Raw genomic sequence first — 13,688 nt, 5'->3', positions numbered from 1 at the left:
CCTGGAATCAGGAAGGGACACTCACATCATGAATCGTTTGTCGATCAATCATTTCTTGCATTTCAAGCCTTACTTTTACCATTATTCAAAAGAATCCATTGGTCCTACTCAGATTTTCCATGCACACCAAAGTATGGAAATCATGTTCGTCCATGCAGGCAAAGGCCGTGTTTTTCTTGAAGGTGACATTTATGACGTTGAACCAGGTACATTGCTGATCTTCCATCCGTTTCAGCTTCATCGTGTGATAATGGATCCCCTAGTGCCTTTTACTCGTACCTTAATCCTATTTGATTATTCCGTACTGGAAACTTATCTTCATTCCTTTCCGCAGTTACGTTCATTTGTAAGGCTTTTTCTTGATTCCCAATCGGCAGCTCACGTTATCGGGCCTATGAAGGAGTACAACATTTTAGAGGAATTATGCCGTTCGTTCGGACAACTACAGCAAGAAATGGACCAACAAGAGATTCCTCCTTTATCGGAAAAACGCATCGAATCCTTTGTGCTGTTTATTATTTCATTTTTGAATCAATTGCAAATTGCATATCGTGAACTGGATATATCCCCTGTCGGACAGCAGGGAACCGTCGTTCTTCCTCATCATGTTGAAAAAATTATGCAAGCCATCGAGGAACGATTTATGGATGATTTGACCATAGGGGAGCTAGCTCAGCAGCTGTATCTGTCCATGTATCATCTATCTTCGTTGTTCCGTAAAACGACCGGCATCAGCTTCTCTACTTCACTGACTAACCGTCGTATCCGTGAAGCTTGCCTTTTGCTTAGAACCACTACATATCCTCTCAAAGAGATCGGTAACAGGGTTGGGATGCCCAATACTTCTCACTTTTGTACGGTTTTCAAAAAAATCATGAACATTACCCCCATTCAGTATCGCAATTCTCAAAGGGAATGAAGTAGTAGAAAAAAGCAGCTCAGCGGCACGATTCACGGGCCTTTGAGCTGCTTTCTCTGCTTACTTACCTTATTAGTTTATGAATCCCAATAACTACACAAACCTTCTGCCAAAATGACCAAGAACACTTTTTCCTGCGGATTTTGGATGTAGGGCTGCCGTGGCAGAACTCGGTTCCCGATCGCGTTCGATCCTTAGCAGGTCACCCTGATCGAGCATGGTGTGATCACCATTGATCATACACCACTCAATCAAATATTGACGCATATTACGCTGCTGCTTGGCAGCCTCTGACTCCGGCTCCGCTTTACCGGACAAGTTCTTCAGTTCATCCGGGTCTGCCGCCAAATCGTATAGCTCCTCAACTCCTCCATACGTATGATATACGTATTTCCACTGCTTATCTGCAACCATATACCGCTGCGCGGCGGGGTCATTGTTGCTCTGTGACACGAAGTATTCTCTGACGGCTTTACCTTCCAACAACATGGGCTGCAAATCGATCCCATCCACCGTACATACGAGCGGATCTCCCGCCAATCCAAGCAGTGTGGGAAGCAAATCCTGTAAGCCAGCCAGTTCATCGGTCACCAATCCCGGTTGAATTGCCGGTGGATAGCTGATCAATAATGGAATTTTGACAGAACCCTTATAAAATACCTTTTTGAAGTACTGTCCGAAATCTCCCAGCATGTCTCCGTGATCCGAAGTAAATACGACAATCGTGTTGTCTCGAAGACCGTTTGTTTCCAAAAATTCAATGATTCGGCCAATCAACTCATCCTGAAGCGCCACAAGACCGTAATAATAAGCTTTAATAACCTTGTGTGCTTGTGGCGAAAGTGAATCCCAGCCATATTTGCGGTATTCCCGATCCAGTAAATCAAGTCCTCTTTCCCGCAGCAAAGCAGCACTCCCAACCGGCTCCGGCATATCATGCGGATGATACCATTGATCATAAGGTCGTGGTGGATCATATGCGGAGTGCGGCTTCGGAAACGATGTCCACATGAAAAATGGCTTATCCGGCGAATCCACCATATGCTGTTGTAAATGATGAAGGGTCCGCTCCGCAACCCATGTATCTACATAATGCTCCTTGGGAATGGGGCTCGGTGCAGGAAAAATATCGTTATTTCCAAGACCGTGCCCTCTCGTATAACCGCCCCAACCAACTTCCTGCAAATAATCAAGATACTCCTCAAGACCTGTCAGTTTCCCCGAAGGATCGAACCGATTCACATAACGGCCGGATTCTGACAACTCCACAGTATCCAGTCCGTGCGTCACCCGCTCCGTACCAGGAGGCTGATAGGGCGTATAGTGCAGCTTGCCCATCGCATAGGTTTCGTAACCTCGTTGCTTCATCTCTTCGCCTATGGTCGGAAAACCTGCGCGTATTTGTCCGTTATTTTGCTTGCTCCCCGCCGATTTATGCGGATAGCATCCCGTTGTAAAGCTGGCCCTCGCTGGCACACACAAAGGATTCGGTGTGTAGGCGTTAGTAAACCTGGCTCCGCTCTCCGCAAGCTGGTCAATGTTGGGTGTGCGGACAACCGGATTGCCGCTGCATCCCAGCGCATCATATCGCAGCTGGTCGCTCATGATTACTAAAATATTCGGCTTATCCATCGAAGTCCTCCTTAAGCTTCCAGCGGCAGCTTTATTGGCTTGCCTTCTTGGGCTGAACGGTAAATCGCCAAAATAATTTCCAGCGCCTTGCGCCCCTCCTCGCCCGTTATGGCCGGATCACGGTCATTTCTTACCGCATCGGCCATGTCCTCAATCTGCAGCCGGTGCGCTTTGACCGATATGGCCTCTGGTTTGGAAGCTCCTTCCGTCTCACCGCCTGCATCTTCGGAAGAAACAGCTTCCGCTTCATCCCGGAATGAGCTATACACCAGCTTATCCTTCTCGATAATTGCCGTTCCGTTTTTACCGAATATTTCTAATCTTGTTTTTAACCCTGGATAGGCACAAGTTGTACCTACAATAGTCCCGATGGCTCCACTCCGGAAACGAAGCGTTGCGACCGCCACATCCTCTACTTCAATTCGTTCATGGCCCAGCAGGTCTGTATAGGCATGAATTTCTTCTACCGGACCAAACAAATGCTGCAGCAGATCAATGGTATGAATGGATTGATTCATAAGTGCGCCGCCTCCGTCCAACGCCCAGGTGCCGCGCCATTCACCACTATCGTAATACTCCTGGGTCCGGTACCAATTGACCGCGGCTGTTCCCAGAATAAGTCTCCCAAATTTGCCAGCTGCAAGCTTTTCTTTTACCCACACGATAGCAGGATCAAACCGGTGCTGTGAAATGATGGACAGCTTCTTGCCCGCGCTGCGGAATGCTGCAATCATCCGATCCGCATTGACCAATGTTATATCCATCGGTTTTTCAACTAAAGCATGCTTACCCGCTTTAGCGCAAGCAACTGCTACATCGGCATGCAGCCCGCTAGGGAGACTGATCGTTATGACATCAATATCTGATCGATTAAGCATATCTTCATAATGAGTGTAATAGTCGGTTTGGTACTGCGCTGCCGCGGCTTTCGCCTTCTCTTCAACCTCATCGCACACTGCAACAAGCTGCACCCCCGGAATTTCACTCAGCAGCTCCGCATGCTGCCTTAAACCGTTAATTCCGCATCCAATCAAACCGAAACGAATGATACCTTCATTTATGCCCAATGTATTTGTGCCTCCTCTAATAATGTTTTAAATGCACGGATGGCCGTTCGGAACGTTTCCACCGATCTTGGCTTGGCGTGCGGCTCAAGCGCCATGGTGCCTGTATAATGATTGTCCCGCAGGTGACTTAGCAGCTCTCTCCACTGGCCATCCCCTGTACCAGCAAATACATTTGTAAACTTGCCATTCACAACGGCTGCGTCTTTGACATGGAAGTAGGACATATAGCTTGCAAGCTGCGGATAAGCATCATCGAATGGGCGGATGCCATAATACACAAAATTCGCCGGATCAAAAATGCCTTGAAAAGCGCTGCCGTAACAAGTCTTCATTAGTTCTGCACAACGCTCGACTGTATCGCCGAATATATGCTTTTCATTTTCATGAAGCAATACGATTCCTTCTTTACTCGCATATTCCGTATATTTGTGAAGCTCTTCAATAACCCTGTCACGATAAGACCCCATATCATTCCTATCAGGACAATGAAACGAGAAAATACGTACACAGCGGGTATCCATCAAATGAGCAGCTTCTACCGCTTGCTTTAGCTCCTCATAATGAGCCTCTAAATCCGCAGTGATATCGATTTTTCCGACTGCCGAACCGATGCAGGAAACGGAAATGCCTTCTTCGGCAAGGTTTCTCTTAATATCACGCAGCTCCTTAACCTTCAATTCCTTGAGCTTTTTTCCATTCACACTACGAAAATCAATATGTTGGATTTGCTCTGAAGTTAACAAAGCGATTTGTTCTGATAGCTCCGGTGAAATCTCATCGGCAAATGCACTCAAAGTGATCATGTATGAAGCACCTCTTTCTCCTGTATCTAGTCTCCCGATTATCCACTCCAGCCTCAACGTCAATCACAAGATGGATTAGGGCAGAACAAAGGAGTCCCTCGTCCGAACAATCCATTCTTTTAATTGCTCCTGAAGCCGGTTCCGTTCACTATGAAATGCTTTGACATAAGCCAGATTGACCAGCTCATAAGGGTCTTCCTGTAAATTGAACAGCAGCCATGGCTGCCCTTCCAAAACACAGTACTTCCAGCCGTCCCGGGTAACAATCCCACGGTATGGTCGATCAACCGCATAGCTGACGGTCGAAGGTATGCAGATATTCATGTAAGCGCTATCCGGAGCCTCAAGCTGTGGCCGCTTCTGCAGCACCCAAGGAGAATAGTCGAAGCCATCCATCCATTCCGGCTTGCCGATTCCGCACAATCCGAGCGTCGTAGGGGCGATGTCCACATGATTGAGTGGAAAATCAAACATTTTGCGGGTTTGATGATCCCGGCTTGGTCCCCCAATGATAAACGGAATACGTATTGCCTCCTCCCATGGGGAGCTCTTGCGGAACAAGCCATGCGAGCCATGCATATCTCCATGGTCGCTGAAAAACATAATGTACGTGTCATCCGCTAACCCAGTTTTCTGCAGCACCCGCCGAATGCGGCCGACATTCCAATCAAGACGTTCGATGGCCGCATAATACCCGGCCAGCTCACGAGCGGCCGTTTCCCGGACGCGGTTGACTGGGGGGACATTCGCGCGAAACTGTATCCGCGATGGATGATGGCGGCTCATATTCTCTTCCGGAGCCACATAAGGATTATGAGGAGGCTGCACGGACAGAACCGCAAAGAAAGGCTGCTGCTGCGGCTTCGCTCGCGCTTTAAGCCAGTCTATCAATAGATCGGTAAGACTATCGGTCTCATAGCCTGGAAGCCGGAATAACTCCGTCTGTCCGCTGCTGCCGGAATCCGTATGCACCCAACAATCGAACGGCCGATTATTGTTTTCGTACGCCCACCAATCCTCGAACCCGCCTCTATGCTCAGGAGCTATAACGCGCAATCGTTCAGAATTTTCAGGCAATTGTAAATTCAGGTGCGGTCGGTCGCCATCCAAATGCCACTTACCGATATAACATGTGCGGTAATGATTGTCTCGGAACGAACGGGCTATAGTTCCTGCATCCATCGGCAGCGAGTAATGATTCGCCGGAACCCCCGAGCGATGAGGATACCTGCCGGTCATCAGGCTCCCGCGAAACGGTGTGCACCAGGGCGTCCCTGATAAGGCATGTGTGAATTGGAAGCCTTCAGCAGCCAGCCTGTCGATATTCGGAGTATTCACATTGGGGTCACCCATACAGCTTAGTGCTTGGCCCCGCAGCTGATCCGCACAAATCCATAAAATATTAGGCTTGGCCTGTTGTGTCATAGGTTCAACATCCCCTTGCTGCTTGTTCCCAGATTTATATACAAAGCTTTTTCAGCTGCTCCAAAAAGCGTTTGGCTATTTGCGGCTGCAACCGGTTCAGATTGATCTGCTCATCAGGGTCATCCTGTAGATGATACAGCTCATTCTCATCGTTAATGTTGTCGATAAACTTGTACTCTCCATCGGCTATCATTCGGCAATGGTTAAGTAGGCTGATCTGATAGGGCTTATGCTCCACCGCATCACCTCGGATATGTGGCAGCAGGGAGCGCGCGTCCAACCGGCTGCGCAAATAATCAACTCCCGCCAAATCCAATAATGTCGGATGAAGATCGATCAGCTCTGCCAATACCTCGCTGGTCCCTTTATACGGCTGCCCATTCCCACCTGGCACTGAAATGATCAATGGCACGCGCAAAGCAGCCTCATACATCACTGACTTCTGGAATAGGCCGTGATCGCCCAGCATTTCCCCATGATCGGAGCAAAAGACAATCACGGTCCGTTCCAGCAGCTGCCTCTGCTCCAATACATCGAGCATCCGTCCAATCCATCCATCTATGAGCTCGATGGCTCCTGCATAATGCCGCTTCACCTTGTTCAAATCATCTTCACTCATCCCTGCGCTTTGTTTGGCTGCTTTACGGCGAATCCAATCCGGTTTCTCGCCCCCAGCCGCAGAAATAGCTGAAGGAAACTCCGCATCGGCATAATGCGAAGCATATGCGGCCGGCGCATCCCAAGGGTCATGCGGTCCTGTGAAGCTAACGAACAGATGCCACGGCGCTTCCTCCGTAACGTCCTCCAAATAGCTGCACGCTTTTCGACCTATATAGCTGTCGTGAAAATACTCTGCTGGCAGCGACGATGGAGCTGCATACCACACAGGACTTTCCTTCTCACGTTTCTTCATATCTTCCACGAAAGTATCCAACAGCCCGTGTTTTTGTAAATAATTCTGATAAGGACCGGTAGTTTCGAAAGCTCCGCTGGACTCCTTGCCTCGTCTTGGCCTACCCGCATTCCCTTTACCTTCCGTTTCATGCGGATCGGTAAACCCCAAGTGATACATGATCGGTAAATTCCCCTCAGCGCCATAGTGATGATCTCCTTTATGCAGATCGGTTTTTCCGATAACAGCAACCCGGTATCCCGCCTTGCGCAGAAGCTGATAATACGTAACCGTCTCAGTCGGGAAATTATGTTTATTTCCAAGGATGCCTAGTCGGTGAGGGTACACACCCGCAGCCAATGAAGAGCGGCTTGGAGCACATAATGGACTACAGCAGGATGCGTTAGTAAACCGGACTCCCCTATCTGCTATCCGATCGATATTTGGTGTGTTTACTGGCTGTTTGCCTGTATGTCCAAGCCAATCCGCTCTATGCTGGTCCGTCATAATCAGCAATAGGTTTAATCGCTCAATTGGCTCCAGCTCCATATTCATCTCCCCCTTTGTCCTCTTTGCCTTGAGAGACATGATCGCGATATTTGCCTGGAGTTACGCCCTCCATATTCCGGAAATACCGGATGAAAGCCGCAGGACTGTTATATTTAAGCCGTTCGGAAATTTCTTGAACCTTCAAGTCGGTTTCCTTCAGCCATTTCTTAGAGATGTTTAAGCGGAACTGCGCCAAATATTCGCTAAAGCTATACCCAGTCTCCTTCTTGAACACTCTGCTGACGTAAGTAGGGTGAAAGTTGATTTTGCCCGCACAATACTCAAGAGTCAGGTTGTTGTCGAACTCTTCTTCAATTAGCCTGATAACGGAAGCTGTAATATTATCGAACACGGTTTTTCGCTGCTGCTCCAGTACGCGCATGATCGGCTCCACCACATGATGGAGAAATAATGCTTCCATCTCTTCCATCGTTTTTACTTGGGAAATCCTCTCAAGCAAAGAGGTTTGATCGAACAGCGCATGCATCGCCACATCATCATGCTGAACTAGCTCCGATAGCCGGATAAGCAGCTGGTTCATCATAAATATAAACCCGCTATGCGACAATCTCCGATTAAGAACACTGCGGATAAAGCTGTTCAGGCTAGTTACCGCCCAATACTCATCGTTCATCCGAATGGCATTGAGCAGCTCGTCTTCTGCTTCCTTCGGGTAATTAAACGTATCGTTGGGCTGTGAAGCCAATTCATCCAAATGCAGAATCATGCCGGTACCCAAGCGCAAGCGGTATCGCAGAGCTTCGAGCGCTTCCCCATAAGCCGGACCGGTAAGCGGGAAATCCTGATAAGGGCGACTGAGGCCAATACTCACCTTCAGCTTCAAGTATTGGGAAACGGCTCGCTTAATATTTCGGGCCCAATCATTCATTTCCCGTTTGAATTCCTCTCCCGCCGGAAGCGAGGAAACGATGACTGTCACTTGCGTTTGATTGATCAACACCGGGCTAAGCCTAATATGTGACGGAATAATCTCCCCAACCATATTATTGATTGCAAACAACAACAAATCCCGCTCCTCTTCCGAATAAGACGTATTTTCAAGTGTGTCTATTTGTACCGCAGCGACACATAGTGCCGTCCCCTCCACCGGAAAACCGAACTGCTGCAGCTTCTCTGTTACTTCCTTCGCTCCCAGCTGATTTTGCAGCAGTTTAACAACGAACATTTCCTTGAGCTGTGGGAGATAATTCCGCATCTTGCTCTTCAAGTCCTGATCCGATTGAATTAGCCCCTGCAGCCGCTCCTCAATATACACGAGTTCATCCTGACCCCTATCACCAGCCGTGACCTGACCATCAGTCTGAGCTGAATCGTACAACCGCTTGATAGGAAAATACATCCTTTTTGTACCGACCCAGCCAAGAAACACAGTTAACCCAAATATAGCTATACTAAATAACACCGTTATAAGCGCGATAGAACGAGTATCGTTAGTGATCTCTTGAATGGATACGATGGATAAATAAATCCAGCCGTTATACGTCGACTTGATATAGGTTACACCTACGTTTTGCCCCAACTGCGTCTCTACATAATTTCGTTCCGGAGTCATGCTCTTTACTTGCCTGATTAGCTCCTGCGCTTCCTTCGGATGATTAGCCAATAGTTTGCTGCGATCAAGCAATACATGATAGGAGCTATCCAGAATAACCAAATCACCAACCTGATTTTGCTTCGCAAGCGAGCCTTCGATATCGGCTATGTCTACATTCATAACAAACAATCCGTGGGGCTTATTGGATGAAGTCAGAGCTGGCAGCTTTTTTACAAGACTGATCTTCCCATCCCATACGCTCTCTGCTTCGTCCTGAGCGCTTTTTGGAAATGTGACCCAAGAGGAGTTAACGGGTAAATCTGCAAAAGTAAAAAACCGTTCCTTCCACGGAAAGTCGGATAAAGTACTAAGTCCTGCATAGCTAATGATCCAATCAAAATTTAAACTCGTCAGGAACACGCTATTAATTCCGCTGCGGGTAAAAGGTAGATTGCTTAAGCTCAATGAAAGGTCACGGTATTGGATAAAATCGTTTTCCGTTAGAGGATGATTCATCAGCTCCTGAAAGGACGGACGGCTGATCAGCTGCACCACCGCAAGATCTATACCAGAGAGCACCTGCTCTACCGTCATTTTCGCCTGGGTCAGCATGTGCAGATTGCCTTGGTATACTTTCTCCTCAATAGCTTCAGACGATTTGACATAAGAAAAGAGACCGAGCAGAATGACCGGAACGAGCCCGATGCATATGCTGAACACCATAAGTTGTTTGTAATATTTTGCCGGTCTCATATCCATTCCTCCAAGCCGTAAACATCAGTTTGCCTTCAGTATATCATTGCAGGATCTATTACTTGACGCTTTTCTTATACTCCTCTTCATATTCCTGTTTCATCTTATCTCCGCCGGATTTGCGCCATGTCTCCACTGTTTTTTTCCACCCATCTTCATCTATTTTTCCCATCATGAATTTGATCACGCCGTCCATAACAATTTTGTCCAATTCACCCCCCTTTTCAGTTTGTGTAGGAGCTACCAGAGCTTCCGCGATATTCCCTAATGCATACTTTTCATTTTCAGCATTCATCTGAGCTTCCTTCTGCAGCAGCATCGGCTCATTGCCTGGCTTCGCCTTGCTGTCATCGGCTGACATCAGGGCGCGTAATGGGAGCACTTCACTTTTGTACGATTTCTCATCTGTATATGCCGCTTTGCCATTATTTAGCTTGAAATGCTTTCCTTCAATTCCCCATTTAAACAGAGTAGCCATCTGTTCATCTCCAAGTTTATCGAAAAAGCTTAAAATTTGCTTCAGCTCGGCTTCCGTCTTCACGCTCGATTTCGGAAACACGATGATTCCGTTCGTTCCGTTCTCGGCCATTGTTTTGTCTACCGCTCCAGGCAAACGGCTGAACATATCCAGCTCGGCTTTAGGATCGGTCTTGACCACTTTTTCAGTCAGCTTAAACGCGGTATTCGTAATGTTGCCAATCATGCCTGCTTTTCCCGAAGAAAATGCCGCTTCCCAGCCTGCCTTTTCCATGACCGCAAAATCCTGATTCATAATTTTCTCTTCATACAGCCTCCGTAAAAATTTAAGAAGCACTAAATACTCCTCTGTCTCATGGGCAGCTGTAAACTTGCCGTCTTTAACAGCCCAAGTGTTGGGCACGCCAAACCAGGCAGCAATGTTATTGATTAGAGAGACGCTTTTGAATTCAAGTATGCCGTAGGTATCGTTCTTGCCGTTCTTATCCGGATCATTGAATGTAAACGCCTTGAGCACCTGATACAACTCCTCCGTCGTTTTAGGCTCCTTAAGGCCAAGGTTGGTTAACCAATCCTTCCGGTAAACCATCGCATTGCGGCTTAACGGCCTAACAACCGGAATACCGTAGCTTTTGCCGTCAAGCGAAGTATTTTTGTACCTCAGATCATTACCTTCGGTCAAATTTTTATAGTCCTTAAGATAAGGGGTTAAATCCCAAAATACGTTAGAACGCATGGCGCTGACCATATAGGGCAAACGCAGCTGGCTATTGCCAAATGATACGGCCTTCGGCAAATCTCCGGATGCTACTAATACAGGGAGCTTCGCTTTCATATCGGCGGTCCATTGAATATCAAGTGTGGAATTTGTATATTTTTCTATTGCTTTTTGCGCTTCATTGTCCTTTTGCGGCGGTTCCCCGGTTATCTGAAGCAATAAGCTCAATTTTAGAGGCGTTGTGTCCGGTGTCTTCTCTGCCTTCGCAGCCCCTTCGCCGCTTCCTGACTTCGTATCTGAGGACGAGCTGCAGCCTATAATCGATGAAGTCAATATCATACTGGATAGTAAGACTATGGCTGTTTTGTTACGAGTATACATTCGAATTCCCCCTAAGGTTATTATAATAAACGGAGATTAGCCTTTGATAGACCCGACAAGCACTCCCTTAGCGAAATGCTTCTGTAAAAAAGGATACACGAGCAGAATTGGCAGTGTGGACACAACGATAACCGCCATCTTAATCGGCTGGGGCGGGATTTCCACATCGAAATCATTCCCATCACCGATACTGCTGTTTGCCAAAATAATAATGTTGCGCATGAGCACCTGAACAGGCCATTTCGTATTGTCATTCAAGTACAATATGGCATGAACGTAAGAGTTCCAATGGGTAACCGCATAAAACAAACCAAATGTCGCCAAGGCAGGAACCGAAAGCGGGAGTATAATTCTAAAAAAAATACCGAAATCCGTACAGCCATCTATTTTCGCAGACTCTTCCAAGCCCTCAGGGATTTGCTGAAAAAAATTGCGCAAAATAATCAAATTGAAGGCGCTGATCGCATTCGGAATCATTAATGCCCATAGTGAGTTGATCAAGCCGAACCATTTGACAACGAAATATGCTGGGATCATGCCTCCGCTGAACAGCATCGTGAACATGACTAAAAACAGTACAGGTTTACGGCCGAGCAGCGTGCTGCGCGACAGTGGATAAGCCATAGTCGTTGTAAACAGCAAGTTGATAAACGTACCCAGCACTGTTATGTAGATGGAAATTCCCAAGCTTTTAATAAAGGTGCCGGTAGAAAAAATATACTCATAGGTAACCAGTGAAAATCCTTTTGGTATAATCGAATCCGTGCTGGCAAATGAACTGACGATTACATAGGCGAAGGGCAGAAGGCATAGCAAGGTCACAACTAACAGCAGCAAAACATTGCCTGCCTCGAATAGTCGGCTTCCGAAGGCTTGATTGGATCTCACGATATTGCTCCTTTCCGTCCGAAGGGTTAATAAACCCCTTCCTCTCCAAATTTTTTGGCCATATAGTTGGCGACCACGATCAAGATAAGTCCGACTCCGTTTTTAAACAAATTGACCGCTGTTGTATAGCTGAATTGCCCCATTTGAAGCCCAACCGTATACACATAAGTGTCATATACCTCGCCTATCTCCCGATTCATCGGGTTAATCATTAGAAAAATTTGCTCGAAATTGGAGTCCAGAAAGTTACCGAGCCTTAGAATGAACATAATGACTATCGTACTGCGTATCGCAGGCAGCGTAATATGCCAAATTTGATGCCATCTGTTGGCGCCGTCCATACGGGCTGCTTCATATAAGCCTGGATCTACTCCGGTCAGAGCTGCCAGGAAAATAATCGTTCCCCATCCGGCTTCCTTCCATATAACCTGCGAAGTAATTAGCGTCCGAAACCAATCCGGTTCCAGCAGGAATGCTATCGTATCGCCTCCTGAAGCTTTAATGACCTCATTCACCAAGCCTCCTTCTGTCGTAAATAAAATATAAAAGATCCCGACAACAACAACCCATGAAATAAAATGAGGAATGTAAATAACGGTCTGAACAACACGCTTGAATAGCTGACTTCGCAGCTCATTAAGCAGCAGCGCCAATATAATGGGAATCGGAAAATAAATAAACAGGTTCAGCACTGCCAAAATCATCGTATTTTTAAACAGCATCCAGAATGCAGGCTCTTGAAAAAAACGTATAAAATGAGCAAACCCAACCCATTCGCTGCTCCACACCCCTTTATGGGGCACGTAGTTCTGAAAAGCGAATAAAATCCCCCACATCGGCAAATATTTGAAAAGTGCGAAATATACTACGCCCGGCAGCAGCAGTACATATAACCGCCAGTCTTTTCTAAGCAATGTCCTTTTTTCGGCGAATCGCGATTTTCTCCAAATCGTTGAACTAGCTTGAACGGTTCTCATAAATTCCTCCCCTTGGCCTGACAAAGCATTGCCGTGTTACGACTACGACTATACCCCGCCTGGCTACAGCCGTCTATATCCATCTCATAGCCCATTCAGAAGGCCAGAAAACGTTGATACAGCAGGCTTTTTGAGCATCATATCCATGGGATGACCTTACAGAAAAATATAATAAATTGAATTATCGCCTAATCACTTCTGGTAGTTAACGATAATAATAAAATTAAAAATATATTATGTCAATTGGATTACTAGGTTTTATGATGGATTTACCGACATAAACACTGCAGAAGGTGCTGCCCCAAAGTTTTTTGGGACAGCCCTTTCTTCGGTATTCTCAAAAAATGCAGAGATAAGATAAGGTTACTTTCTAACGCGTGCTAATCTCCGGGTTCGGGCGCTGGTTCGGGGTTCGGGGTTCGGGGTTCGGGGTTCGGGGTTCGGGGTTCGGGTTCGGCTTCGGGGTTTCGGGAGGCGCGGTCGGGGTCGCGGTTCAGTTACAACATTGCAAGGCAGCTTAGCACGCCCCACGCAAATAGCAGGAAAATTAGATCTAGAATAAAAAGTGGACACCTCATAAGAGAATGCAGATAATTAAATTACAAAGAGGAAGAGGTGTCCGGTGTGGGTGAGATGAGACAGAGGTTCAGTG

The 13,688-nt window shown here is 46.9% G+C and carries 10 protein-coding genes; 1 reads left to right on the top strand and 9 read right to left on the bottom strand.

Annotated features, from left to right (window positions below):
- The first annotated feature begins 28 nt into the window (after nucleotides 1-28).
- Nucleotides 29-919, top strand: a complete 891-nt coding sequence (locus ACFQ0C_RS11315; RefSeq protein ID WP_379366782.1) for an AraC family transcriptional regulator — start codon at nucleotides 29-31, stop codon at nucleotides 917-919.
- 93 nt (nucleotides 920-1,012) lie between these two features.
- Here the strand turns inward: ACFQ0C_RS11315 and ACFQ0C_RS11310 are convergent, their stop codons facing one another.
- The 9 genes from ACFQ0C_RS11310 to ACFQ0C_RS11270 form a co-directional block, all read right to left on the bottom strand.
- Nucleotides 1,013-2,551 (bottom strand): sulfatase family protein, encoded by a 1,539-nt coding sequence (locus ACFQ0C_RS11310; RefSeq protein WP_379366780.1) that lies wholly within the window; start codon nucleotides 2,549-2,551, stop codon nucleotides 1,013-1,015.
- 11 nt (nucleotides 2,552-2,562) lie between these two features.
- Nucleotides 2,563-3,618: a Gfo/Idh/MocA family protein gene (locus tag ACFQ0C_RS11305; RefSeq protein WP_379366778.1), complete on the bottom strand. Its 1,056-nt coding sequence runs from the start codon at nucleotides 3,616-3,618 to the stop codon at nucleotides 2,563-2,565.
- Entirely contained in the window at nucleotides 3,609-4,421 is an 813-nt protein-coding gene (locus ACFQ0C_RS11300; protein WP_379366776.1) for a sugar phosphate isomerase/epimerase family protein, read from the bottom strand. Before ACFQ0C_RS11300 ends, ACFQ0C_RS11305 begins: the two co-directional genes overlap by 10 nt.
- Nucleotides 4,422-4,496: 75 nt before the next feature.
- Nucleotides 4,497-5,846: a sulfatase family protein gene (locus ACFQ0C_RS11295; protein WP_379366774.1), complete on the bottom strand. Its 1,350-nt coding sequence runs from the start codon at nucleotides 5,844-5,846 to the stop codon at nucleotides 4,497-4,499.
- A 34-nt stretch (nucleotides 5,847-5,880) separates the two neighbouring features.
- A complete protein-coding gene (locus tag ACFQ0C_RS11290; RefSeq protein ID WP_379366772.1) occupies nucleotides 5,881-7,287 on the bottom strand; it encodes a sulfatase family protein in 1,407 nt (468 codons plus the stop codon).
- Nucleotides 7,268-9,595 carry a helix-turn-helix domain-containing protein gene (locus tag ACFQ0C_RS11285; protein WP_379366770.1) on the bottom strand — a complete coding sequence of 776 codons (2,328 nt, stop codon included), beginning with the start codon at nucleotides 9,593-9,595 and terminating at the stop codon, nucleotides 7,268-7,270. The genes ACFQ0C_RS11290 and ACFQ0C_RS11285 overlap by 20 nt, the downstream gene beginning before the upstream one ends.
- Nucleotides 9,596-9,653: 58 nt before the next feature.
- Nucleotides 9,654-11,171, bottom strand: a complete 1,518-nt coding sequence (locus ACFQ0C_RS11280; RefSeq protein WP_379366768.1) for an extracellular solute-binding protein — start codon at nucleotides 11,169-11,171, stop codon at nucleotides 9,654-9,656.
- Nucleotides 11,172-11,207: 36 nt separating this feature from the next.
- A complete protein-coding gene (locus ACFQ0C_RS11275) occupies nucleotides 11,208-12,059 on the bottom strand; it encodes a carbohydrate ABC transporter permease (protein ID WP_379366766.1) in 852 nt (283 codons plus the stop codon).
- Between the two features lie 26 nt (nucleotides 12,060-12,085).
- Nucleotides 12,086-13,036: an ABC transporter permease gene (locus ACFQ0C_RS11270; RefSeq protein ID WP_379366764.1), complete on the bottom strand. Its 951-nt coding sequence runs from the start codon at nucleotides 13,034-13,036 to the stop codon at nucleotides 12,086-12,088.
- Nucleotides 13,037-13,688 lie beyond the last annotated feature (652 nt).

This window comes from Paenibacillus sp. GCM10027630, assembly GCF_042676305.1.
GTDB lineage: Bacteria > Bacillota > Bacilli > Paenibacillales > NBRC-103111 > Paenibacillus_S.
Note: the sequence above shows the minus strand (reverse complement) of the source record. Positions and strands in the feature narration are given on the sequence as shown.

Coding starts and splice junctions, on each gene's coding strand:
- ACFQ0C_RS11315 (WP_379366782.1), top strand. CDS start 29: ATGAATCGTTTGTCGATCAATCATTTCTTGCATTTCAAGCCTTACTTT.
- ACFQ0C_RS11310 (WP_379366780.1), bottom strand. CDS start 2,551: ATGGATAAGCCGAATATTTTAGTAATCATGAGCGACCAGCTGCGATAT.
- ACFQ0C_RS11300 (WP_379366776.1), bottom strand. CDS start 4,421: ATGATCACTTTGAGTGCATTTGCCGATGAGATTTCACCGGAGCTATCA.
- ACFQ0C_RS11295 (WP_379366774.1), bottom strand. CDS start 5,846: ATGACACAACAGGCCAAGCCTAATATTTTATGGATTTGTGCGGATCAG.
- ACFQ0C_RS11290 (WP_379366772.1), bottom strand. CDS start 7,287: ATGGAGCTGGAGCCAATTGAGCGATTAAACCTATTGCTGATTATGACG.
- ACFQ0C_RS11285 (WP_379366770.1), bottom strand. CDS start 9,595: ATGAGACCGGCAAAATATTACAAACAACTTATGGTGTTCAGCATATGC.
- ACFQ0C_RS11280 (WP_379366768.1), bottom strand. CDS start 11,171: ATGTATACTCGTAACAAAACAGCCATAGTCTTACTATCCAGTATGATA.
- ACFQ0C_RS11270 (WP_379366764.1), bottom strand. CDS start 13,036: ATGAGAACCGTTCAAGCTAGTTCAACGATTTGGAGAAAATCGCGATTC.